The organism is Nocardioides salarius (assembly GCF_016907435.1).
Taxonomy (GTDB): Bacteria; Actinomycetota; Actinomycetes; order Propionibacteriales; family Nocardioidaceae; genus Nocardioides; species Nocardioides salarius.
In genome coordinates this window covers 4,115,994-4,138,878 of the sequence record NZ_JAFBBZ010000001.1, presented here as the reverse complement: position 1 = coordinate 4,138,878, position 22,885 = coordinate 4,115,994, and the positions used below count along the sequence as shown (strand labels likewise).

At 74.1% G+C, this 22,885-nt stretch carries 18 protein-coding genes; 9 read left to right on the top strand and 9 right to left on the bottom strand.

Going from position 1 to position 22,885, the window contains the following annotated elements; translation table 11 throughout:
* Window positions 1-86 precede the first annotated feature (86 nt).
* Window positions 87-254, top strand: coding sequence for a hypothetical protein (locus JOE61_RS19845; protein ID WP_193670284.1), 168 nt, complete (start codon window positions 87-89; stop codon window positions 252-254).
* Between the two features lie 98 nt (window positions 255-352).
* Here JOE61_RS19845 and rpsA read toward each other — a convergent pair whose 3' ends face one another.
* Both rpsA and JOE61_RS19835 read right to left on the bottom strand, forming a co-directional pair.
* On the bottom strand, window positions 353-1,843 hold the full coding sequence (gene rpsA / locus JOE61_RS19840; protein WP_193670283.1) for a 30S ribosomal protein S1: 1,491 nt from the start codon (window positions 1,841-1,843) through the stop codon (window positions 353-355).
* 255 nt (window positions 1,844-2,098) lie between these two features.
* Entirely contained in the window at window positions 2,099-3,049 is a 951-nt protein-coding gene (locus JOE61_RS19835) for a phosphotransferase family protein (protein WP_307823118.1), read from the bottom strand.
* A 58-nt stretch (window positions 3,050-3,107) separates the two neighbouring features.
* Between JOE61_RS19835 and JOE61_RS19830 the strand changes: the two genes are divergently transcribed.
* Window positions 3,108-3,680 (top strand): hypothetical protein, encoded by a 573-nt coding sequence (locus JOE61_RS19830; RefSeq protein ID WP_193670281.1) that lies wholly within the window; start codon window positions 3,108-3,110, stop codon window positions 3,678-3,680.
* Window positions 3,677-4,537: a class I SAM-dependent methyltransferase gene (locus tag JOE61_RS19825; RefSeq protein WP_307823117.1), complete on the top strand. Its 861-nt coding sequence runs from the start codon at window positions 3,677-3,679 to the stop codon at window positions 4,535-4,537. The genes JOE61_RS19830 and JOE61_RS19825 overlap by 4 nt, the downstream gene beginning before the upstream one ends.
* A gap of 37 nt (window positions 4,538-4,574) precedes the next feature.
* Here JOE61_RS19825 and JOE61_RS19820 read toward each other — a convergent pair whose 3' ends face one another.
* Window positions 4,575-5,492 carry a PorA family protein gene (locus JOE61_RS19820; protein WP_193670280.1) on the bottom strand — a complete coding sequence of 306 codons (918 nt, stop codon included), beginning with the start codon at window positions 5,490-5,492 and terminating at the stop codon, window positions 4,575-4,577.
* A 103-nt stretch (window positions 5,493-5,595) separates the two neighbouring features.
* On the opposite strand from JOE61_RS19820, the gene JOE61_RS19815 reads away from it, so the two are divergent.
* Window positions 5,596-7,443, top strand: a complete 1,848-nt coding sequence (locus JOE61_RS19815) for a chalcone isomerase family protein (RefSeq protein WP_193670279.1) — start codon at window positions 5,596-5,598, stop codon at window positions 7,441-7,443.
* Window positions 7,440-8,672 (top strand): acyltransferase family protein, encoded by a 1,233-nt coding sequence (locus tag JOE61_RS19810; protein ID WP_193670278.1) that lies wholly within the window; start codon window positions 7,440-7,442, stop codon window positions 8,670-8,672. Before JOE61_RS19815 ends, JOE61_RS19810 begins: the two co-directional genes overlap by 4 nt.
* Here the strand turns inward: JOE61_RS19810 and JOE61_RS19805 are convergent.
* Entirely contained in the window at window positions 8,558-12,763 is a 4,206-nt protein-coding gene (locus tag JOE61_RS19805) for an alpha-(1->3)-arabinofuranosyltransferase domain-containing protein (RefSeq protein WP_193670277.1), read from the bottom strand. The genes JOE61_RS19810 and JOE61_RS19805 overlap by 115 nt on opposite strands.
* A complete protein-coding gene (locus JOE61_RS19800) occupies window positions 12,760-13,527 on the bottom strand; it encodes a class I SAM-dependent methyltransferase (protein WP_307823116.1) in 768 nt (255 codons plus the stop codon). Before JOE61_RS19800 ends, JOE61_RS19805 begins: the two co-directional genes overlap by 4 nt.
* Before the next feature lie 32 nt (window positions 13,528-13,559).
* Between JOE61_RS19800 and JOE61_RS19795 the strand changes: the two genes are divergently transcribed.
* Window positions 13,560-14,723, top strand: coding sequence for a glycosyltransferase family 4 protein (locus tag JOE61_RS19795; RefSeq protein ID WP_193670276.1), 1,164 nt, complete (start codon window positions 13,560-13,562; stop codon window positions 14,721-14,723).
* A 22-nt stretch (window positions 14,724-14,745) separates the two neighbouring features.
* On the opposite strand, the gene JOE61_RS19790 is transcribed toward JOE61_RS19795, so the two are convergent.
* Complete coding sequence (locus JOE61_RS19790) at window positions 14,746-14,925, bottom strand: hypothetical protein (RefSeq protein WP_193670275.1); 180 nt, start codon at window positions 14,923-14,925, stop codon at window positions 14,746-14,748.
* 67 nt (window positions 14,926-14,992) lie between these two features.
* The gene (locus JOE61_RS19785; RefSeq protein ID WP_193670274.1) at window positions 14,993-16,696 is read right to left on the bottom strand and encodes an MmpA family trehalose lipid delivery protein; all 1,704 of its coding nucleotides are present in this window, start codon (window positions 16,694-16,696) and stop codon (window positions 14,993-14,995) included.
* A 79-nt stretch (window positions 16,697-16,775) separates the two neighbouring features.
* On the opposite strand from JOE61_RS19785, the gene JOE61_RS19780 reads away from it, so the two are divergent.
* Window positions 16,776-18,050, top strand: a complete 1,275-nt coding sequence (locus JOE61_RS19780; protein ID WP_193670273.1) for an MATE family efflux transporter — start codon at window positions 16,776-16,778, stop codon at window positions 18,048-18,050.
* A 58-nt stretch (window positions 18,051-18,108) separates the two neighbouring features.
* Here the strand turns inward: JOE61_RS19780 and polA are convergent, their stop codons facing one another.
* Window positions 18,109-20,829, bottom strand: coding sequence for a DNA polymerase I (gene polA / locus JOE61_RS19775; protein ID WP_193670272.1), 2,721 nt, complete (start codon window positions 20,827-20,829; stop codon window positions 18,109-18,111).
* Between the two features lie 58 nt (window positions 20,830-20,887).
* Here polA and JOE61_RS19770 point away from each other — a divergent pair, with 58 nt between their 5' ends.
* Window positions 20,888-21,307, top strand: coding sequence for a hotdog fold thioesterase (locus JOE61_RS19770; RefSeq protein ID WP_227492141.1), 420 nt, complete (start codon window positions 20,888-20,890; stop codon window positions 21,305-21,307).
* On the opposite strand, the gene JOE61_RS19765 is transcribed toward JOE61_RS19770, so the two are convergent.
* On the bottom strand, window positions 21,304-21,870 hold the full coding sequence (locus JOE61_RS19765; RefSeq protein WP_193670270.1) for a GNAT family N-acetyltransferase: 567 nt from the start codon (window positions 21,868-21,870) through the stop codon (window positions 21,304-21,306). The two genes, JOE61_RS19770 and JOE61_RS19765, sit on opposite strands and share 4 nt — an antisense overlap.
* Window positions 21,871-22,014: 144 nt before the next feature.
* Here JOE61_RS19765 and JOE61_RS19760 point away from each other — a divergent pair, with 144 nt between their 5' ends.
* Window positions 22,015-22,794 carry a DUF554 domain-containing protein gene (locus JOE61_RS19760; protein ID WP_307823115.1) on the top strand — a complete coding sequence of 260 codons (780 nt, stop codon included), beginning with the start codon at window positions 22,015-22,017 and terminating at the stop codon, window positions 22,792-22,794.
* The last annotated feature ends 91 nt before the right edge of the window (window positions 22,795-22,885 follow it).

Below are 22,885 nucleotides of genomic sequence, written 5' to 3'. Positions count from 1 at the left end.
CAGTGTGTCACGGATGGCAGGAAAACGTCGACGCCTGACATCTCTGCCACTGTTGGCAGGATCAAGGCAGGCGCATGATTGCTGCCATGAGCGAACTACTCTTCTTCATCACCCTGGTCCTGCTGGTCACGGGCGTCGCACTGGCGCTCCTCGAGGTCATCGACGCCGACGACCCCTTCTTCCACACCGACTACCGCCCGCCGCGCAGCCACCCGGACGAGCCCTTCGACCACTCCGGCTCCTGGTACCACTGAGCCCGCGCCGCGGACGCAACGAGGGCCCGGTCACCTCTCGGTGACCGGGCCCTCGTCGTCAGGTCAGCGTGGCGCCGACCGGCTGGGTCTCAGCCGGGTCAGTTGCCGCCGCCGGTGAGCTTCTCACGCAGCGCCTGCAGCGCCTCGTCCGAGGCGAGCGAGCCGCCGTCGGTCTCGACACCCTCGACCTCGTCGGTGCTGGTGCTGCCACCGCTGGAGTACGAGGTGGCCTCGCCGGCCTCGACCTCGGCCACCTTGGCCTCGGCCTGCTGCTTGACGTGGGCCTCCCAGCGAGCGTGCGCCTTGGCGTACTGCTCCTCCCAGACGGCGCGCTGGTCGTCGAAGCCCTCGAGCCACTCGCCCGTCTCGGGGTCGAAGCCCTCGGGGTAGACGTAGTTGCCCTGCTCGTCGTAGGTCGCGGTCATGCCGTACAGCGTCGGGTCGAACTCCTCGACGTCCGACGCGGCAGCGGTCTCGTTGGCCTGCTTGAGCGACAGCGAGATCCGGCGACGCTCGAGGTCGATGTCGATGATCTTGACCATGACGTCGTCGTTGACCTGGACGACCTGCTCGGGGATCTCGACGTGACGCTCGGCGAGCTCGGAGATGTGCACCAGGCCCTCGATGCCCTCCTCGACGCGGACGAACGAGCCGAAGGGCACCAGCTTGGTGACCTTGCCGGGCACGATCTGACCGATCTGGTGGGTCCGGGCGAAGTGCTGCCAGGGGTCCTCCTGCGTCGCCTTGAGCGACAGCGAGACCCGCTCGCGGTCCATGTCGACATCGAGGACCTCGACGGTGACCTCGTCGCCCACGGCCACGACCTCGGAGGGGTGGTCGATGTGCTTCCAGGACAGCTCCGAGACGTGCACGAGGCCGTCGACGCCACCGAGGTCCACGAAGGCACCGAAGTTGACGATCGAGGACACGACACCCTTGCGGATCTGGCCCTTCTGCAGCTGGGTGAGGAAGCCGTGGCGGACCTCGGACTGGGTCTGCTCGAGCCAGGCGCGACGGGACAGGACCACGTTGTTGCGGTTCTTGTCGAGCTCGATGATCTTCGCCTCGAGCGTCTGGCCCACGTAGGGCTGCAGGTCGCGGACGCGGCGCATCTCCACCAGCGAGGCGGGCAGGAAGCCGCGCAGGCCGATGTCGAGGATGAGGCCGCCCTTGACGACCTCGATGACGGTGCCCTCGACGACGCCGTCCTCCTCCTTGACCTGCTCGATGGTGCCCCAGGCCCGCTCGTACTGCGCGCGCTTCTTGGACAGGATCAGACGGCCTTCCTTGTCCTCCTTCTGGAGGACGAGGGCCTCGACCTTGTCGCCGACGGCGACGACCTCGTTGGGGTCGACGTCGTGCTTGATCGACAGCTCGCGCGAGGGGATGACGCCCTCGGTCTTGTAGCCGATGTCCAGCAGGACCTCGTCGCGGTCCACCTTGACGATGGTGCCGTCGACGATGTCGCCGTCGTTGAAGTACTTGATGGTCGCGTCGATCGCGGCGAGGAAGTCCTCTTCCGACCCGATGTCGTTGATCGCGATCTGCGGCGCGTCGTAGTCAGGAAGAGTGGAGATGGTGCTCGTCATAAGGGAAGTGGAACCTTCACGTGGTCAGGAATCGTGCGGACGTGCGCGAGGGGTCCTCTTCCACCACCGTCGACGCGGCGGCACCCATGATGCGGTGCGGCTGCGGCGACCCCGACCGACGAGGTCAGGACAGGCGATGAGCCAGGTCCGCTCCGTATGGGACGCAGGCAGACTCCAGGCGCTGCAACAGCGTACGCCGCGCGTCACACGCCCGTCCAACCAGGCGGGCACCCGCGCGGCAGGGCGCCGAGCAGCTCAGTCCTCGGTCGCGTGCAGGTCACCACTCGCGATGATGGCACGCAGCCGCACCGCGGCGCGGTCGCACACCGGGTTCGCGCCCGCACGTGAGGCCAGCTCCACCAGCGCCGGCAGGTCGGCGGCCCGGGCCAGGTCGAGCGCCCGCCGGGCGTCGAGGCCGCGCAGGTCGGCGTACGTCGCCAGCACGACGTCGTGGAAGGCCGGGCGCCGGTCGAAGCGCAGCAGGTTGCCCAGGTCGGTGAACGGGTGGCCGGCGTGGGCGAACTCCCAGTCGAGCACCCCGGTGACCTCGACGCGGGGCTCGGCGCCCTCGTGCCGGCGCAGCAGCAGGTTCTTGGGGTTCAGGTCGCTGTGCACCAGGCAGTGCTGCGGCACCTCGTCGAGCAGGTCCTGCGCCTCGCGGGCCAGGCCGGCCAGGGTGTCCAGCGCCGGCAGGCCGAGGTCGGGCAGCCGCGACCCCGGCGCCTGCACCATCACCTCGACCAGCTCGTCCAGACCATCGACGTCGTACGGCGCCGGGTGCGGGCCGATCGTCAGCGCGGGGTCGACGAAGGCTCCCCCGCGGGGCAGCGCCGCGCCGGCCAGCGCGGCCAGCACCCGTCCCAGCGCCTCGCCGGCGGCCGCGGCCCCCGCGTCGTCGAGGCGCGGGAGCAGCAGGTCGCCCCGCTCCCCGGGCAGGAAGCCGGTCACCAGGAGCCCCGGCAGCCCCTGGTCGGGGTCGGCCCGGCGCACCTCGAGGACGGGAGGCACCCCCGGCACCACGCCGGCGGCGAGCGCGAGCACGGCGGCGTCGACGGCGGGCGCCTCGGGGCCGCGCCGTCCCGCGTAGATCCGCACCACCGTGCGCTCACCGCCGGCCTCGGCCACGAACGTCTCCCCCGACCAGCCTCCCTCGAGGGGACGAAGCGAGGCGAAGTCCGGGGCGGGGCTCGACTCTGGGGTGTCCACGGCCCGGATGCTGCCACGTCGACACCCACGGGGGCGCGCGTGACCGTACGGTTGACCCATGCTGCTCCCCCTGCCGCCGGCGCTCCGCGAGGCCGCGCTCCTGCCGTGGCGCGTCAGCGTCGCCGCGACCCGCACCACGCTCGCCCTGGGCGTCCTGGCCTCGCCCGACGGGCCGCTGCGACGCCCGGGCGGGTACGCCGACCTGCTGCTGCGCGTGATCGGCGAGCGGGGCTACGCCCAGCAGCTCACCGACCTGCTGACCGACGAGCACGGGCCGATGCGGCTGGCCGGGGCCGTCAACGAGCTGATGGCGCCCGACCGCCCGCTGGGGCGGATGCTGGCGCGGGACGGCGTCGTCGACCGGCTGCTCGTCGAGGGGGGCCCGGTCGACCGGCTGCTGGCGCCGGGGGGCTCCCTCGACCGGCTGCTCGCCGAGGACGGCGCCCTCGACCAGCTCGTCCAGCTCGGCGCCACCCTGGAGGCGATCCAGCCGCGGCTCGCCGAGCTGGCCGCGGTGGTCCCGACGCTGTCGTCGTCCGCCGACGCGCTCGGCCGTGCCGTCGGCCCGCTCGGCGACCTCGCCGGCCGCTTCCCGATGTCGCGGCGCAAGCCGACCCCGCTCGGCCCGTGACCGTCCAGCCGCCGGGTCGTCCCCCGGTCACCCCCGACTCCCGCGACCACCCGCCTCAGGCGCCGGTGCGTGCCGAGCGGCGCGCGGTCGACGAGGCGGAGTCGCGCCGCGCCAACGGGCCCGACTGGGACCGCTACGCCGACGACTACCAGGCCACCCACGGCGAGTTCCTCGGCGACGTCGGCTTCGTGTGGGGCCCCGAGGGCCTCACGGAGGCCGAGGCCGGGGTGCTGGGCGACCTCGAGGGCCGCGACGTGCTCGAGGTCGGCTCCGGGGCCGGTCAGTGCTCGCGCTGGGTACGGGCGGCGGGCGGACGCTCCTTCGGGCTCGACCTGTCGCACCGCCAGCTGCAGCACTCACGCCGCATCGACGCTGCCACCGACGTGGCCGTGCCCTCGGTCCTGGCCACCGCCACGGCGCTGCCCTTCCGCGACGACTCCTTCGACGTGGTGTTCAGCTCGTTCGGGGCGCTGCAGTTCGTCGCCGACATCGACGAGGCCGTGAGCGAGACCGCCCGGGTGCTGCGACCGGGCGGGCGCTTCGCCTTCTCCATCACCCACCCGACCCGGTGGATGTTCCCCGACGACCCCGGCGAGGCCGGCCTCGTGGCCTCGCAGTCCTACTGGGACCGCACCCCCTACGTCGAGGTCGACGACGCGACGGGCGAGGTGAGCTACGTCGAGCACCACCGCACGCTGGGCGACTGGGTCGGTCTGCTGGCCGGAGCCGGGTTCGCGCTGGCACGCCTGCTCGAGCCCGAGTGGCCCGAGCACCACGAGCGCGTGTGGGGCGGCTGGTCGGGCGTGCGGGGCCGACTGACCCCTGGAACAGCGATCCTGGTGGCCGACCTGCGCTGAACGCGGGTCGACCACCAGGGCCGGTGGGTGGAACGGGTCAGCGACCGGCGCCGACGAGGTCCTGCTTGCGGCTGTGGGTCGTGGTCCTGGAGCGGCCACGCAGCAGGAGCAGCCCGGCGACGAGGCAGATCGCGCCCCCGACGAACCCGACGATCGGCAGGACCGTGGTGACCAGGGTCAGCAGCTGCCGGTCACCGGCGTTGTCGTCGACGCCCTGGGCGACCTGCTCGTCGGTGAAGGCGAGCTGGAGGTCGAGCGCCGGGGTGCCGTCGGCGAGGTAGCGCTGCTGGTCCTCGGTCTGGTTGAGGATCGCGCCGGTCTGCGGCTCGACGAAGATCTCCTTGACGGTCGTGTAGGTGCCCGGCACGCCCTCGGCGACCTCGATGGGCGCCTCGTCGATCTCGACACGGTAGACGTAGGTCTCGGTGCCCTCGATCGACTCGGTGCGGTCGTAGGCGGCGTCGACGGCCTGGCCGACGGTGCCGTCCCAGTAGGGGTAGGTCTCCTGCTCGGCGCCGAAGGGCCACTTGTTGACCAGGCCGTCGTGGGGCACCGCGTCGGCGGGCAGGTCGAGGGTCTCGTTGTCGGCCAGGGCGGTCACGCGGTCGGTGGCGAAGATGTCGACGGAGGCCGTGATCAGGTCCTCGGAGTCCTCGTCGCACACCCGGTCGCCCCCGCGGTCGATCATCACGCACGAGGTCGAGAGCCACGCGACGGCGTCGTCGTCGGACAGCTCGGTGTCGGTGCGGGTGTCGCTGATGGCGAAGATCGGGTTGTCGACCAGGTCTCCGGTCGAGGTGTCGAGCTTGCCGGCCTGGCCCTCGAGCATGGTGATGGTCTCGACCTGGATCGGGGTCTTCTCGACGACGCCAGGTGCCCAGACGAGCCCCAGCAGACCGGCGATCAACAGAAAGCCGCCGAGTCCGAGCAGGACCGGTCCTAGAATCTTGCGCACGAATTTCCCTCCCCAGAGAACGATGTGTGAGCGCAGCGTACTGCCGAGTAGCCGTTTTCGTGGCAATCGTCACAAACCCGTGCGCCGGTGACACACTCTCGCCGTGCCGCTGACTGCCGCCGAGCCCGCCCAGGCCACCACCACCGCACGCGTCCGGGTCCTGCTCGCCTGCGCCGCCGTGCTCGTGGCCGGGGCGCTGTCCCGCGGCTGGGCGCTGCACGGCTCGTGGTTCTACACCGACGACCACCGCCTGGTGCGCGACGCGTTGGGCGCGCGCTCCCCGCGCCAGCTCCTAGACCCCTTCGACTCCCAGCTGATGCCGCTGGGACGCGCCCTGGCCTGGCTGGTCTCGACCGCCGAGCCGGACCGGTGGGCCGCGGCCGCCGCGACCACGCTGACCCTGCACGTGCTCGCCGGGGTGGCCTGCGCCGCCATGCTCCTGGTGCTGGTCGGTGCGCGCTGGCGCGTCGTGGTGCTCCTGGCGCTGCACCAGACCTCCGTCATCGCGCTGCCCGCCACGATGTGGTGGGCGGCCGCGCTCAACCAGCTGCCGCTGCAGGCGGTGCTCATGGGTGCGGTCGCCACGTGGGTCCTGCACCTGCGCACCGGGCGCGGCCGCTGGCTGGCCGCGACCGCCGCACTCGTGGTCCTGGGGCTGCTGGCCTACGTCAAGGCCGTCCTGGTCCCGCTGGTGCTGGCCGCCCTGCTGCTCGGCTGGTTCACCGAGGGCGGCCCCTGGCGGCGGGTCCGCAGCGCGGTGGCCGGGCACTGGCGCGCCGCCGCGCTGCTCGGCACCGTGGGCGTCGCCTTCAGCGCCTACTACCTGACCCAGGTGCCGCAGGTCTTCGTCGAGTCGCAGACCGGCGAGGCCGTCGGCGACGACCTGGCGTGGTCGATGCTGGGCTCGACGCTGCCCGTGGGCCTGCTCGGCGGGCCCTGGCGCTGGGAGGCCAGCAACCCCCCGACGTCGTACGCCGACCCGCCGGGGTGGGCGGTCGCGCTGACCTGGGTGGTGCTGGTCTCGTGCGTGGCAGGGCTGTCGCTGCTGCGCCGGCGCACCGGCCGGGCGTGGGTGCTGCTGGCCGGCTACGCCCTCGTGGCGTACGTGCTGGTCCTGACCAGCCGGGCCCAGGTCGTCGGCGGGGTGGTGGGCCTGGAGTACCGCTACCTCACCGACGTGCTGCCGGTGGCGCTGCTGGCGCTGGTGCTGGCCACCACCCGGGTCGAGGGAGCGGTCGGCTCCAGCGAGCCGCGCTCGCCTCGGCCGGCACTGCTCGAGCGGCTGCCCGCCCCACCGCGCCCCGCGGCGCGCGTCGCCGGGGCGCTGGCGGTCACTGCGGTGCTGCTCGGCGGCGTGCTGAGCTCGGCGGCCTACGTGCGCACCTGGCACCAGGACAACCCCGGCGAGGCCTACCTGCAGACGGCCCGCGAGACACTCGCAGGCCGGGGCAGCCTCGACCTGGCCGACCAGGTCGTGCCGCCCCAGGTGGTGCCCGGCTACCAGTTCCCGGCCAACACGACGCTGCGGCTGCTGCCGCTGCAGGTGCCCGGGCTGCGCTTCCCGGAGGTCACCGACGACCTGGTCGTCCTCGACGAGGCCGGCCGGGCCCACCGGGCCGAGATCGACGTCGCCGTCGACGCTGCGCCGGGGCCCGACGAGGGCTGCGGTTGGCGGATCGGCCCCTCCCCCGTCACCATCGACCTCGACGGCACGGCCTTCGACAGCACCTGGTGGGTGCACCTGGGCTTCGCCGCGTCGAGCGACGACACGGTGGAGGTGACGGTGCAGGACACCACGACGCGCGCTGCGGTGCGCCGGGGCCCCGGCGAGCTGTTCTGGCGCGTGGAGGCGGAGATCGGCCAGGTCACCCTCGGCGGGCTCCGCTCGGGCACCACCCTGTGCGTCGACGTGGTCGAGGTCGGCGAGGCCGTCGCCGGGGACCCGCTGTGAGCACCCCGCCGCCCGAGCGGGTCGTCGAGCAGTTCCCGCACCTCGACGCGCTGCGCGCGGTCGGTGCCGTGGCGGTGCTGACCACGCACGCCGCCTTCTGGGGCGGCGAGTACACCGACAACGGCACCGCCGGTCGTCTGCTCGCGCGTCTCGACGTGGGCGTGGCGCTCTTCTTCGTGCTCTCCGGCTTCCTGCTCTCGCGGGCGTGGCTGCAGGCGGCCGCCGACGCCTCGGCGCGACCCGCCACCGGGCACTACCTGTGGAAGCGGTTCCTGCGCATCGTGCCGGTCTACCTGGTCGCGGTGCTGGCCGCGCTGTGGTTCATCGACGCCAACGCCGCCCTCGGCGCCGGCGACCGGGCCGCGGCGGTGCTGCTGTCCTCCTCGATGGTCGACCCCGCCTTCCCGGCGGGCCTGACCCACATGTGGAGCCTGATGGTCGAGGTGCACTTCTACCTGCTCCTCCCGCTGCTGATGCTCCTGGCGACCGGGCGCCGACCCGGTCTCGACGTCCGGCGCACGGTGGCGGTGCTGGCCGCGATGGTGGCGGCCAGCGTGTGGTGGCACCTCGACGGCGCGCTGCGCGTCGGGGAGGGCCGTGACGTCGACGCCGGGCAGTGGCTGCCGGCCTACCTGACCTGGTTCGCCGCGGGCATCGGGCTGGCCCTGGCCCAGGTGCTCCTGGTGCGTGGTCGGGGCGGGCGACCCGTCTCGCTGCTGGCGCGCCTGGCCGCGCAGCCCGGGGTCTGCTGGAGCGCGGCGGTCGGCCTGCTGCTGGTGGCCTCGACCCCGGTGGCCGGGCCGGTCCTGCTCGCCGCCCCGACCGCCGGACAGTCGCTGACCAAGCACCTGCTCTACGCGGCGGTGGGCGCTCTGCTGGTGCTGCCCGCGGTGCTGCGGGTGCGCCGTCCCGACGCGGGCGCCACCACCTTCGACCGGCTGCTGACCAACCGCGGCGCGCGGCACCTGGGCCTGGTCTCCTACGGGATCTTCTGCCTGCACCTGCCGCTGCTGCACCTGGTGATGCGGACGACCGGGTGGGAGCTCTTCGCCGGTCGCGGCCTGCAGATCTGGGCCCTCACGCTGGTGGCCAGCATCGTCGCCGCCGAGGTGGCCTACCGCCTCGTCGAGCGGCCGGCGCTGCGCCTCAAGAGCGTCCATCCCCTGCGCCGCCGCGGTGCGGCACCGGCCGAGAAGAGCACCGCCGCCACCGGCAGCACCACCAGGTAGGCGGGCCAGGCCAGCGTCCCGGCCCAGCCGGCCGGGTCGCCCCAGGGCCGCGCGGCGTACGCCGCCACCGCCGCGAACGCGGGCAGCGCCAGCAGCCACGGCTCCCAGTCGGGCGCACGGCGTCGCAGCAGCACCACGACGCCGACGCTCACCACGGCGAGCAGCAGGCCCGCCCATCCGGCCAGCAGCCCGGCGCCCAGCACAGCGGTGAGCGCCGCCGTCGCGGGACGGGCCTGGCGCGCCGAGAGGGGCGGATGCTCGACGTCGCGGGCCGCGCGGCGGCGCACCAGCGGCACGACGACCACGAGCAGCAGCACCAGCAGGCCCAGCGCCCCGACCACCAGGCCCCAGCGGTAGGCGCGGTCGGGCGCGAAGCGCAGCTCCAGCGGGCCGGCCGACCCGGGCGGGAGCAGCCAGGCCTGCTGCCAACCGTCGACCGTGAGCGGGACCAGTCCCTCGCCCTCGCGCGCGCCGGTCCAGCCGGGGTTGGTGTTCTCCCGCACCGCGGCCAACCTCGCGTCCCCCGGGGGCTCGCCCACATCGCGACCGGCCGGGGAGCGCGCCAGGTCGAGGCCGGCGTCGAGGAGGGCGCCCGGCGCGGGCTCGGGCAACGAGCCCAGCACGACCGACTCCACCGCGAACGCCGCCGTGTCGCTCATCCGCACCGTGGTCTCGCCCTGGGGCAGGCTCAACCGCCGCTGCGTGGGCCCGGCGCCAGGTCCGCAGGGCACCACCTCGGTGCTGCGGCCCGCCGCCAGCTGCGCCGGGGACCCCTCGACGCGGGTGCGCCAGGTGGTCGCTCCGACGCGCAGGCTGGGCCCGGTGCCGCAGGCGTAGCGACGCCGGTCGAGCGAGAGACGCAGCGGCTCGTAGGGCACCCCGCCCAGGCGGAGCTCGCCGATGCCGGCGCCGACCGGGTGCGGCACCCCGTCGAAGCCGAGGTCGGTGACGTCCTCGGTCTCGAGCACCTCGACGTCCAGCGTGTCGGTGCGGACACCCGGCAGGCGTGCCCGGCCGTCGACGAGGTCGACCTCGAGGCTCTGCGCACCCCAGCTCACCCGCACCCGGGTCGGGGTGGCCGCGGCGGCGTCGGCGTCGGTGCGCAGGCGCAGGAAGCGCACCCGCTCGACGCCGAGCCACGAGATCCGCAGGGTCGGGCTCGGGTCGTCGGGGTCGGCGAGCCAGGTCGTGCCGGGGTTGCCGTCGAGGGCCGCCAGGGCCGAGCCCCGCGGGTCCGGCACGGCCGTGCTGCTGGCCTGCACCCCGACCGCGCGACCCTGCAGCACCAGCCGCGACAACGCGTCGCCGGCGCGGGGACGCACCCGCAGCGCCACCTCGGAGAAGTCGGCCGGGGCGGCCAGGCGCACCACCCGGTCGAGGCCGCTGGCCTCCTCGGGCTCGACGACGCGGCGCTGCACGCAGCGGACCTCGTTGCGCTCCTGCTCGACGTCGCCGAGCTCCACGCACCCGCCCCGGTGGTCCTTGTCGGCGCGCAGCACCACGGCGTCCGGGGCACCCCACGCCTCGGGCAGCAGCGGCAGGACCAGCGGACGGCGCACCTGCACGCCGGGGATGCGGACCTCGGCCAGGCTCAGCGTCCGGTCCGCCTCGAGCGAGCGCACCTCGACGTAGGACGTCGGGCCGCCCTCGAGCGGGACCGTGCGGCTCTCGCCGGGCCCGACCTCGACCGGGTCGGAGGTGCCCGCGCCGGTGCGCACCTGCACCTCCTGGTCGTCGGCGGCGTCGGGGCCGCCGACGAGCCGCACGGTGCTCGGGTCGAGCGGGGTCTCGAGGTCGAGGCGCCACCACGCGGTGCCCGCGCGACCGGGCCCCGAGCGCCACGCCGACTCCTCGGCGCCGTCGAGGGCCGCCCACGGCGAGGACCCCCGCCGGATGCTCCCCAGGGAGTCGGCGTCGGAGGCCGAGGAGGATGCCGACAGCGACGCCGCCCCGACCAGCCGCGCGGTGGTGGACCACCGGTCGCCCTCGTCGAGCAGGTAGTCGCGCACCGGGTTGCCGGTGCGCCGCACGTCGCCCTCGACCAGTGCGGCCGAGCTGCCGTCGTGGATGCGGGCGAAGGAGCGCTCACGCACGCGCAGCCCGTCGCTCAGCACGACGGGGACGTCGTCCAGCTGCTCGGGCAGCTCGGTGGGCACGTCGGCGGCCAGCACGACGGGCCGGTCGTCGAGCGCGCCGGCGTCGACCAGGTCGGCGAGGTCCTCGGGGCCCGCCGCGACCAGGGCAGTGACGTCGGCCGCGACCGCGGGCTCGGCGTCCGTGACGGCCCACACCTCGACGGCCTGGTAGGCGCTCTGCCAGCCGCCGGCCGCGAGCACCCGCCCACCGTCGTCCTGGTCGAGCAGCGCGACCCCGCCCAGCAGCGGCCCGAAGCCGGCCACCTGGACGACCCCTGGGCTCTCGCGCAGGGCCTGGCGCACCAGGACCGGGTCGGGCGCGTCGTCGGCGCGCTCGAGGTCGCCGCGCACCACGACGTAGCGCAGGCCCGCGCGGCGCAGGGACGCAGCCAGCCCCGGGGAGCCGTGGCCCTGCGCCAGGCGTGCCTCGATCCCGTCGAGCATCCGGATGTTCCCGGGGGGCACGAGCGGCACGACGTTGCGCACCGCCCACCGGGTGCCGGCCAGCCACTGCATCGGCTCGTCGTCGGGGTCGCCCCACAGGTAGCGCGCGAAGGTGGAGCCGGGCACGAGCAGCGCGGTCGCATCACCCTCCTCGCGCTCCTGGTCCTCGAGCCAGGCAGCCGTCTCGGTCCAGTAGCCCGGGACCTCGAGGACGGCCCCGGCGGGTGCGACGCGGCCGGCGAGCGCCGGGGCGGCGGCCCCGGCGACGACCGCCACCGTGACGGCCAGCGCCGTCGCGGTGTTCAGGCGCACCAGGCGGGCGGTCCGGGCGTCGCCGGCACGGGCCGCACCTCGGCGCCCCGATGCCACCAGCGCGTCGAGGCTGAGCGCCAGGCCGATGGCCAGCGGCAGCCGCAGCACGGGGTCGAACTTGTGCACGTTGCGCAGCGGCGACAGCACCCCGTCGAGCTGCACCTGCAGGGCCGGGGCGAACCAGCCCTGCACCGCACCCAGGTGACCAGCGGTGACCATCAGCAGCCCGACGAGCAGGCCCAGGCCCAGGAAGCGCCGGTGCGGGTGGTCTCGCAGCATCAGCCCGGCGAGCCCGAGCACCAGCACGACCGCCGAGTTCAGCGCCAGGAACGACGTCGTCAACAGGTCACGTCCCGCCCGCGATCCGCCCTCGACGTAGGGCACCCAGTTCGACGTGCCGCGCAGCGCGTCGACGATCGTGGTGGGGAACGTGGTGACCGACGCCGACTCGATGTAGTCCAGGAACGGGGGGCTGTAGGAGCCCATCAGCGCCAGCGGGACCAGCCACCACAGCGTGCCCAGCAGGGTGAAGGCCGGCCACCAGAGCATCAGCGCGCGCCGCCGCGGCCCGGGCGTGCGGGTCAGCAGCCACAGCGCCCCGAGCGGGATCACCGCGAAGGACGCGGCCGCGTTGACTCCCCCGACCAGGCTGATCGCCAGCGCCGAGAGCGCCGCGGCCCGGCGCGGCGAGCCACGCTCGGCACCCACGACCAGCGGCAGCAGCACCCACGGGACCAGGGCGACGGGCCAGGTCTCGCTCGAGATCGGGCCCATCGTGGTCAGCACCCGCGGGGAGAGGGCGAACGCCGCGCCCGCGACCAGGCACGCCAGGTCGCTGCGCACACCCAGGGCACGGGCCAGCCGGGCGGTGCCGGCGAAGGCGACCGCCAGCACCAGCCCCCACCAGAGCCGTTGCACCACCCAGCCGGGCACGGCCAGGAGCGCGCCGAGCCAGAAGAAGCTGCCCATCGGCCACAGGTAGCCGTAGGCCTGGTTCTGCAGCTGCCCCAGCGCCCCCTCGCCGTCCCACAGGTGCAGCGCGCGAGCCAGGAAGTCGCCCGGCGCCGCGACGAGGTCGAACTTCGTGTCGGCGGCCAGCAGCCCCGGGTCCTGCACGAACGCCAGGCCCACGAGCAGGGCGCAGCCTGCGAGCACGCGCAGACCGAGGCGACCGCCGTCGGTCGCGGCGGCCTCGCTCATCGCCGGCGCAGCACGATCACGAGGTTCCAGGTCACGACCTCGCGCAGCACCGGCACCCGCAGCAGCCAACGTGACCACCAGGGGTTGTAGCGCGGGCTGAGGTCGACCAGCTCCACGCCGCCGGCGGCGGCCTCCTGCCGCGCCCAGTCGAGACCGGCCCCCACGGTGACGGCGAAGAGCGACTCGCCGTACCTGTTCTTCGGCTCGTGGCCGTGGGTGCGCGCGTAGCGGCGTCGGGCCCGGGCGCCACCGAGGTAGTGCCACGGCGCGGTCTCGTGCCCGCCCCACGGCCCGAACCACACGGTGTAGCTGATGAAGACCAGGCCGCCCGGCCTGGTGACCCGCACCATCTCGCGGGCCATCGTCCACGGCTCGGGCACGTGCTCGAGCACGTTGGAGGAGTAGCAGACGTCGACGCTGCGGTCGCGGAAGGGCAGCTGCATGCCGCTGCCCACGACGGTGCCGTTGGCGATGGTGCCCAGGCCGGCCAGCTCGCCGACGTCGGAGTCCAGTGCCAGGTAGGTCGCACCCGCGGCGGCGAAGGCGTCGCGGAAGTAGCCGGGACCGCCGCCCACGTCGAGCAGGACCGTGCCCTCCAGGTCGGTGTAGGAGGCCAGCTGGGCGGCGGAGTCCTGCGCCAGGGCGGTGTAGAAGCGCGCCGGGTCGTCCTGCTCGTGGCGGAACTCCCGCAGCAGCCGCACCGACCGGCGCAGCGTGGCGCGGAAGGCCCGGGAGCGGGGACGGGACGTCATCGGGCTCGGCACGCGCGCACCCTACCCACTGGTACCTTCCCCCGATGCACGAACAGCACACCGGGCCGCTCGCCGGTCGCCACGTCGCGTTCCTCAGCTGGCGCGACACCGCCAACCCCGAGGGCGGGGGCGCCGAGCGCTACCTGGAGAAGATGGCGGCCGGCCTCGTCGAGCGTGGCTGCACCGTCACCGTCTTCTGTGCCGCGCACGCCGCTGCGCCGCCCGAGGAGGTCGTCGACGGCGTGCGCTTCGTGCGCCGCGGCACCAAGCTCAGCGTCTACGCCCAGGGCATGCGGGCGCTGCGCCGCGGTGACCTCGACGGTCCGCACGGCGCCCCCGACGTGGTGGTCGACGTCCAGAACGGTCTGCCCTTCTTCTCGCGCCTGGTGACCAGGCGTCCCGTGCTGGTGCTGGTCCACCACGTGCACCGCGAGCAGTGGCCCGTGGTCTACCCGGGCCGCTCGGGCCAGGTCGGCTGGTGGATCGAGCGCCGGCTGGCGCCCTGGCTCTACCGACGCCAGCAGTACGTCGCGGTCTCGAGCGCGACCCGCGACGAGCTCGCCGAGCTCGGCGTCGACCCGGCGCGCACCGCGGTGGTGCACAACGGCACCGACCCCTACGTGCACGTCGACCCCGGCAAGAGCCCGACGCCGATGGTCGCGGTGGTGGGGCGGCTGGTGCCGCACAAGCAGGTCGAGCACGCGGTCGACGCCGTGCTCGCGCTGCGCGCGCGCCACCCCGACCTGCGCCTGCACGTCGTGGGCTCGGGCTGGTGGGAGGCCGAGCTGCACGAGTACGTCGCGGCGCGCGGTGCCGGCGCCAGCGTGGTCTTCGAAGGTCACGTCGACGAGGAGCACAAGCACGAGGTCTACGAGCGGGCCTGGGTCCTGGCGCTGCCCTCGCTCAAGGAGGGCTGGGGCCTGGTGATCGGCGAGGCCGGCATGCACACCACGCCCACACTGGCCTACCGCTCCGCGGGCGGGACCCAGGAGTCGGTGGTCGACGGGCACTCGGGGGTGCTGGTCGACGACCAGGCGAGCTTCACGGCCACGTTGGGCCGGCTCCTGGACGACGCGGCGCTGCGCGAGCAGCTGGGCCGCGGCGCCCTGGAGCAGAGCCGGCGCTTCACGTGGACACGGGCCCAGCAGTCGTTCGCCGACGTGCTGGTGGCGGTGCTGTCGGGCCGGCGGGTGGCCGGCTCCGACTAGCGAGCCCGTCCGGTGGTCCGGGTCAGCCGTTGGTGCCGTACTGGACGACCGGCTGGTTGACGTTCGCCGGCGACGGACCCTCGGTCCCGGTGCTGGAGTTGACCAGGCTGACGACCGTCACGGCGGCGACGACGCCGCCGACCGCGGTGGTGGTGACGGTGGCGACGATGGCGGACAGACCGCCACTGAGAATTGCAGACACAGAAGACCCTCCCTCAAAGGTGACTGGAGAGTAGCAGCGCGTAGCACCGATGTGACGATTTCTTGACTCATCGGTAACGAGAGGTCCGTACCCTCTGCCAGGCGCGACCGGCCGCCGCAGCCAGCAGGGCCAGCCAGGCCGCCCACGCCACCACCATCGCCACCACCCAGCTCGCGGGTGCGCGTCGTCCCCCGGCCCCCGCCACCTCGGTCACCACCAGGTCCTGGGTGCGCAGCAGCTCGCGCCCGGCCAGCTCGACCGACGCGTCGTCGCGCCCTCCGGGGGCCGTGCGGTCGCGCACCACCACGCCGATGCCCGAAGCCGCCAGTGCCTCGGACCTGGAGGCCGTGTCGGCCGCGGAGAGCGCCTGGGCGGCGCGGCGGGCCCGGGGGTCCTCCCCTGCGACCGCGACGCCCGAGACGACCAGCTCGTCGCCGGCCACGTGGTCCCGCCCCAGGTAGCGCCCCAGGGGGTCGAGCACCGTGCGTCCGCCGTTCCAGGCAGGGGCCCGGAAGGGGCTCAGCGGCAGCACCAGCACGTCGCCGGGCCCGGCCGCGGCCACCGCCGCGCGCGCCTGCTCGTACGACGACGGGTAGGACACCGCGCGCAGGTCGCCGGCCACGTCGGGCATCAGCGTGACCGGCCAGGTGGTCAGCAGCGCGCCGACCACGAGGCCCGGCGCCAGCGGCAGCCGTCCCGGCCACGCGCGGACGACCCACGCACGCACCTCGACGACCCCCTGGGCCACGACCGGGACCAGCAGCGGCGCGCACAGCACCAGGACCCGCGCGCCGTCCCGGACCACCCCGACGCCCGGCACGGTGGCGGCCAGCCAGCCCAGCGCGCCCGGGGCCAGCCAGGTCGCGACCGCGGTGCCCCATCCCAGCAGCCACAGCACCAGCAGCCCGCCGGCCTCTCGGGTGCCGACCCGCCGCCACCAGCCGCGCCAGCCCACCGCGGCGAGCAGCACCAGGACGCCCGTCGAGACCCAGGCCGCGGCCCCGGCGCGGGAGGCCGGCAGGACCTCGGCGTTCCAGGCGCCACCCAGGCCGAGCGCCGCCAGGGGGCCGGGCAGCGCGCCCTCGTCGGCCAGCGCGAAGACCGCGGCCCCGGCGGGGTCGCCCAGCGCCGCGCCCGCGTGCAGCAGACCAGCCACCAGCCACGGCGCGTTGGCCAGCAGCGCCACCGCCGCCACCCTGGCCACCTGCACCGGCTCCCGTCGGGTCGCGAGGACCAGCAGCACGGCGGCGGTGGCCAGCCCGGCGCTCGCGCTCAGCGAGCCGACGACGACCAGCAGAGCCAGCACGCCGGGCATCCGGCCCTCCTCGCGCCAGCGCCGGGCCGCGCCGACCAGCCACGGGAGCGCGGCGTACCCCAGCAGGACGGGCCAGTGCCCCAGGCCCAGCCGCTCGACCACCAGGGGGTTCCACTGCCACAGCGTCACCGCCGCCAGCGCGCCCAGCAGGCTGCCCCGGGGGGCCAGCCGCGCGGCGCCCAGCCCGCCGACGACCAGCGAGCCCAGCAGCACGAGCTTCTGCAGCACCATCCCCGGCACGACCTCGTCGAGCACCGCCACCACCGCGTCCGAGGGCACCGCACGCGGCAGCCCGCTGCCGGTGCCGAGGGCGTCGGAGCGCAGCGCCAGGTCGGGCACCCAGACCATGTCGTAGGTGAGCACGTAGCCCGGGGCGAGCGCGGGGCCGAGCAGCAGCACGGCGAGCAGCACCGACCAGAGCGGCACCACCAGTCCTCGTCGCCGCCCCAGGTCCACGCGCGAAGGAAACCACACCGTCACCGGCCGGACCCGCCGAAGTTGCTCGTGGTGCGGCCCGCTGACCTACCCTCGACCCGTGACGAGCACCACGGAGGACGCGCCGAGCGGCCCCACCGCCCCCGGCGCCGGCGCCCCGGGTCGCACCGGCCTGCGGGCCCTGCTGCGCGGCAGCGCGGGCATCGCCGTGGCCATGGGCGTCATGAACGTGGCGACCTACGCCTTCCAGATGATCTCGGCCCGCCTGCTCGGTCCGGCAGACTACGGCGCGCTCGCGCCGCTGATGGCGCTGCTGATGGTCGTCGCGGTGCTGCAGCTGGGCCTGCAGGCCACCGGTGCCCGCCGGATCTCCGCCGACCCCGACCACGTCGCCCAGATCGAGGGCGTGGTGCTCGCCGTGACCTACCGCGCCGCCCTCGGCCTCGGCGCGCTGATGCTCGTGCTCTCCCCCGTGGTCATGGTGGTGCTGCGCCTCGACAGCGTGCTGCCGGCGGTGCTGCTCGCCCTGAGCGCCGTCCCGCTCACCGTGATGGGCGGCCAGGCCGGCATCCTGCAGGGCGAGCGCCGCTGGCTGCCGCTGGGGATGGTCTACCTCGGCATGGGCGTCCCGCGGGTGCTCGTCGGCACCCTGTGCCTCCTGGTCTCCCCCACCGAGACCGCGGCGATGCTCGGCGTGATGATCGCGATGTTCGTGCCGGCGGTCATCGGGTACGTCGCCCTGCGCCGCCCGCGCGAGGCGGGCAGCCACAGCGAGGCGCACACGCGGCGCCCCGTGGCCCGCGAGGCGGTCACCGCCTCGCTGGCCCTGCTGGCCTTCTTCGTGCTCTCCAACGCCGACATCGTGGTGGCCCGCAACGTCCTCGACGACCACGACGCCGGGCTCTACGCCGCCGGGCTGATCCTGACCAAGGCGGTGCTGTTCCTGCCCCAGTTCGTGGTGGTCGTGGCGTTCCCGTCGATGTCGACGGTCGAGGAGCGTCGCCTGGCCCTGCTGCGCAGCCTGGGCCTGGTCGCTGCCCTCGGGGTGGTCGCCACGCTGGGCGCCTGGCTGCTCAGCGGGCTGGCCATGGTCTTCGTCGGGGGCCAGGAGTACGCCGACGTGCAGTCGCGGCTGTGGCTCTTCGCGGTGGTCGGCACCCTGCTGGCGATGCTGCAGCTGCTGGTCTACTCGGTCCTCGCGCGCCGGGGCACCCGCTCGGCGTACCTGGTGTGGCTGGCGGTGCTCGTGCTGGTCGCCGCGGCGGCCGCCACCGCCTCGTTGAGCGCGCTGGTGCTCGTGGTGATCGCCGTCGACGCGACCCTCTTCACCGCCCTGCTGGTGCTGAGCCTGCACCGCCTGCGCGACCCGGCCTGAATCTCGCGCCGACCCGGCCCCAGCTTCGCGTCGAGCCGGCCCGGATCGGCGCCGTCGGTCAGTGCGCGGCCTCGTGCCAGCTGCGCCCGGTGCCGACCGACACGTCGAGCGGGACCGTCAGCTCGGCGGCGGCGCCCATCTCGGCGCGCACCAGCGCCTCGAGGGGCTCGCGCTCACCGGGGGCCACCTCGAGCACCAGCTCGTCGTGGACCTGCAGCAGCATCCGCGAGGAGAGCGACGACTCGTCGATGGCGCGCTGCACGCGCAGCATGGCGATCTTGATCAGGTCGGCGGCCGAGCCCTGGATCGGGGCGTTGAGAGCCATCCGCTCGGCCATCTCGCGGCGCTGGCGGTTGTCGCTGGTCAGGTCGGGCAGGTAGCGGCGGCGTCCCTCGATCGTCTCGGTGTAGCCGGTGCGCCGGGCCTCGTCGACGATCCCGCCCAAGTAGTCACGGATGCCGCCGAAGGTCTCGAAGTACTCGTCCATCAGCCCCCTGGCCTCGGCCGGCTCGATGCCCAGCTGCTGGCCCAGGCCGAAGGCCGAGAGACCGTAGGCCAGGCCGTAGTTCATCGCCTTGATCTTGGCCCGCTCCTCGGTGCCGACCTGCTCGGCCGGGATGTCGAAGACCCGGGCGGCGGTGATCGAGTGGAAGTCGCTGCCGGAGCGGAACGCCTCGATGAGCAGCGCGTCCTCGGAGAGGTGCGCCATGATCCGCATCTCGATCTGGCTGTAGTCGGCCGTCATCAGCGACTCGTGCCCCTCGCCCACCACGAAGGCCTCGCGGATGCGCCGGCCCTCCTCGGTGCGCACCGGGATGTTCTGCAGGTTGGGGTCGGTGCTGGACAGGCGCCCGGTGGCGGCGATGGTCTGGTTGAAGGTGGTGTGGATGCGACCGTCGGAGGCCACGGTCTTGAGCAGGCCCTCGATGGTCTGGCGCAGCCGGATGACGTCGCGGTGGCGCAGCAGGTGCAGCAGGAACGGGTGCTCGGTCTTGACGTAGAGCGCCTGCAGCGCGTCGGCGTCGGTGGTGTAGCCGGTCTTGGTGCGCTTGGTCTTCGGCATCGCGAGCTCGTCGAAGAGCACCACCTGCAGCTGCTTGGGCGAGCCGAGGTTGATCTCCTTGCCGATCACGGCGTACGCCGCGTCGGCGGCCGCGCGCACCTCGTCACCGAAGTGCGACTCCAGGGACTCGAGGTGCTCGGTGTCGACCGCGATGCCGGTCGTCTCCATGCGGGCCAACAGGTGCACCAGCGGGAGCTCGACGTGGGCGAGCAGCTCGGTGCCCCCGTGCTCGGCGACGGCGCCGTCGAGCGCCTCGGCCAGGTCGAGCACGGCACGCGCGTGCAGCATCGCGGTGCGCGCCGCCGAGTCGCCGGCACCCTCCAGACCGGAGTCGAGACCGGCGTCGAGGCTGTCGAGGCTGAGCTGGCCGTCGTCGCCGCCGCCCTGCTTGAGCTCGCGCTTGAGGTAGCGCAGCGTCAGGTCCGCCAGGTCGTAGGAGCGCTGGTCGGGGCGCACCAGGTAGGCGGCCAGGGCGGTGTCGGACTGCAGGCCCTCGAGCCGCCAGCCGCGCGCCGCCAGCGCCAGCATCGGGCCCTTGGCGTCGTGCAGCACCTTGGGGCGGTCGGGGTCGGCGAGCCAGGCCGCGACCGCGGCGTCGTCGTCGGGGGTGATCTCGGCGGCGTCGAACCAGGCCGCGGTGCCGTCGTCGGCGGCCAGCGCGAGCGAGTGCACCTCGCCCGTGCCCGCTCGCCAGGTGCCCTGCACGGTGACACCGACACGCTCCACGGCGTGCTGGGCGAGCCACGCGGCCACCTCGCCGGGAGCCAGCCGGGCGCCCTCGAGCTCGAAGCCGGAGCCGTCGACGACCTCCTCGGAGGTCAGCGTCTCGAAGAGCCGGTCGCGCAGCACCCGGAACTCCAGGCCGTCGAAGAGGGTGTGCACCTCCTGGCGGTCCCAGGGACGCAGCGCCAGGTCGGCGGGGCGCAGCTCGAGGTCGAGGTCGCGCACGAGGGCGTTGAGGCGCCGGTTGCGCATCACCTCGCCCAGGTGCTCGCGCAGCGCCTCGCCCTTCTTGCCGGTGATCTTGTCGGCGTGGGTGATGACGTTGTCGAGGCCGTCGTAGGTGTTGATCCACCGCGCCGCGAAGCCCTGGCCCACACCGGGCACGCCCGGGAGGTTGTCGGAGGTCTCCCCCACGATCGCGGCCAGCTCGGGGTAGCGCGCGGGCGGCACGCCGTACTTGGTCTCGACCGCCTCGGGGGTCATCCGGGCCAGGTCGGAGACGCCCCGCATCGGGTAGAGCACCGTGGAGCGCTCCGTCACCAGCTGCAGCGAGTCGCGGTCGCCGGTGAGGATCAGCACCTCCATCTCGGGGTCCTCGGCGAGGGCCTGGGTCACGAGGGTGGCGATGATGTCGTCGGCCTCGTAGCCCTCCTTCTTCAGGAAGGGGATGCGCAGCGCGTCGAGGACCTCCTCGATCAGCGGCAGCTGGCTGGAGAACTCCCCGGGCGTCTTCTGGCGCTTGGCCTTGTACTCGGAGTACTCGGCCATCCGGAACGTCTGGCGCGAGACGTCGAAGGCCACGCCCACGTGGGTCGGCTGCTCGTCGCGCAGCACGTTGATGAGCATCGAGGTGAAGCCGTAGACGGCGTTGGTGTGCTGGCCCGTGGTGGTGGAGAAGTTCTCGACCGGCAGCGCGAAGAAGGCCCGGTAGGCCAACGAGTGGCCGTCGAGCAGGAGCAGCCGCGGGCGGGTGGGGGCAGTCGTCTCGGGCACGCAGCGACCCTAACCGTTGGCGCCGACGACGCCTCGCTAGGTTGAGCCCATGAGCGAGATGGACGTGGAGCAGTACGTCGCCGCGATGCCGCAGGGCATGGGCGCACTGAACGAGAAGATGGGTGTCGAGCTGCTCGAGGTCTCCAGCGAGCGGGTGGTGGCCACGATGCCCGTCGAGGGCAACACCCAGCCCTACGGCCTGCTCCACGGCGGCGCCTCGGTGGTGCTGGCCGAGACGCTCGGCTCGATCGGCTCCGCGGTGCACGCCCACCCCGACCGGGTCGCGGTGGGCGTCGACATCAACGCCACCCACCACCGCTCGGCCACCAGCGGGACGGTGACCGGCGTCGCCACCCCCGCGCACCTGGGGCGCACGAGCGCCACCTGGGAGGTGGTGATCACCGACGAGCGCGGCAAGCGGGTGTGCACCTCGCGGATCACCTGCTCGCTGGTGCCCCGCGAGCGCGTGGGGCTCTAGCCGGCGCTCTGCTGGCGACGCAGCGAGCGTCGCGCCGCGAGCATCTGCCCGCGCGCCGAGCGGGGGCGCTCGGAGACCGGCCGCTGCGCCTCGACCTTCGCACGCACCGACGGCGTGGCCGCGACCCGCAGCACCGCCTGGGGGCGCAGGGCGAGCCGGGCCATGAACCGGTTGGCATCGCGCGAGGACGCGGAGGCCGCGGTCATCACGTGCGAGATGCCGAGGTCCTCCGCCCAGGCGACGGCCGCCTCGACCAGCGTGCGGCCGACGCCGTGCCGGCGCAGGTCGGGCACCACGGTCGGCGTGTAGCACTGGACCACGGGCTCGAGGTTGATCGGGCTCAGCGTCGCCACGCGCAGCAGCACCGCGCCGGCCGGCCGGCCGTCGTGCTCGGCGACCAGCAACCGCTGCTCCGACGAGAGCGCGGCCTCCTTGATCACCTGCTCGAGGTCGGCGACCTGCTCCTCGCGGTCGCAGCGGCGAAGGTGCTCGCTCCAGAGGTCGGCCAGGAACAGCGCGTCCTGCTCGCCCGCGCACCGCAGGCTCACCGAGCTCCGACTCATCGCGTGCGCCTTTCGGACCCCCAGCAGTGGTGCGCCCGCGTGGGCGCGTCCGTCCGGGCGAGACTACGCTCCTGCGCGCCGTGCTGTCGCATGGTCGAGACCACCTTTACCTCGCCCTCCGGGGCCGGACATCCTCGAGGAACCGTGAGCCCGCTGCTGCTGTCCCCGCCCCCGATGCTGGTGCCCGGTGTCGGCACGGCCGTCAACGTCACCACGGTGCTGCTCGGCTGCCTGCTGGGCGTGCTGCTGGGCCACCGCCTGCCCGAGCGCACCCGCGAGCTGGTCACCGACGGGCTCGGGCTGGTGACCCTGCTGATCGCGGCCACCGCCGCCGTCGAGGTGCTCTCACCGACGCTGGCCGACGAGGTCGGCGACAGCGCACCCATGCTGATCGTGCTGGGCTCGGTGCTGCTGGGCGGCATCACCGGGTCCCTGCTGCGTCTCGAGCAGCGCGTCGAGGGCCTGGGCCGGTTCCTGCAGCGCCGCCTGGCCGGCGGCGCCGGCTCGGTCGACCGCCAGCGCTTCGTCGAGGGCTTCGTCGTCGCCTCGCTGGTCTTCTGCACCGGACCGCTGACCATCCTGGGCTCGCTCAACGACGGCCTCGGCAACGGCGCCGACCAGCTGTTCCTCAAGTCCACGCTCGACGGCTTCGCCGCGATCGCCTTCGCCGCGTCCTTCGGGTGGGGGGTCGCGGCCTCGGTGCTGACCATCGTGGTCGTGCAGGGCGGCCTGACGCTGGCCGGCCTCGGCCTGGGCGACCTGCTGCCGGAGGCCCACCTGGCCGCGGTCACCGCGGTGGGCGGACTGGTGCTCGTCGGGGTCGCGCTGCGGCTGCTTCGGATCCGCGAGGTCGCGGTCTCCGACCTGCTGCCGGCGCTCGTGGTCGCCCCCCTGCTGGTGCAGCTGGTCGCCGTCCTCCGGTGACGGAGTTCCCGCGATCACGTCACGATTCGGCAACGCTCCCCCGGTGTGCCGCGTCTCACACCCCCTGAGGTCTACCGTGACCGTGCTACGC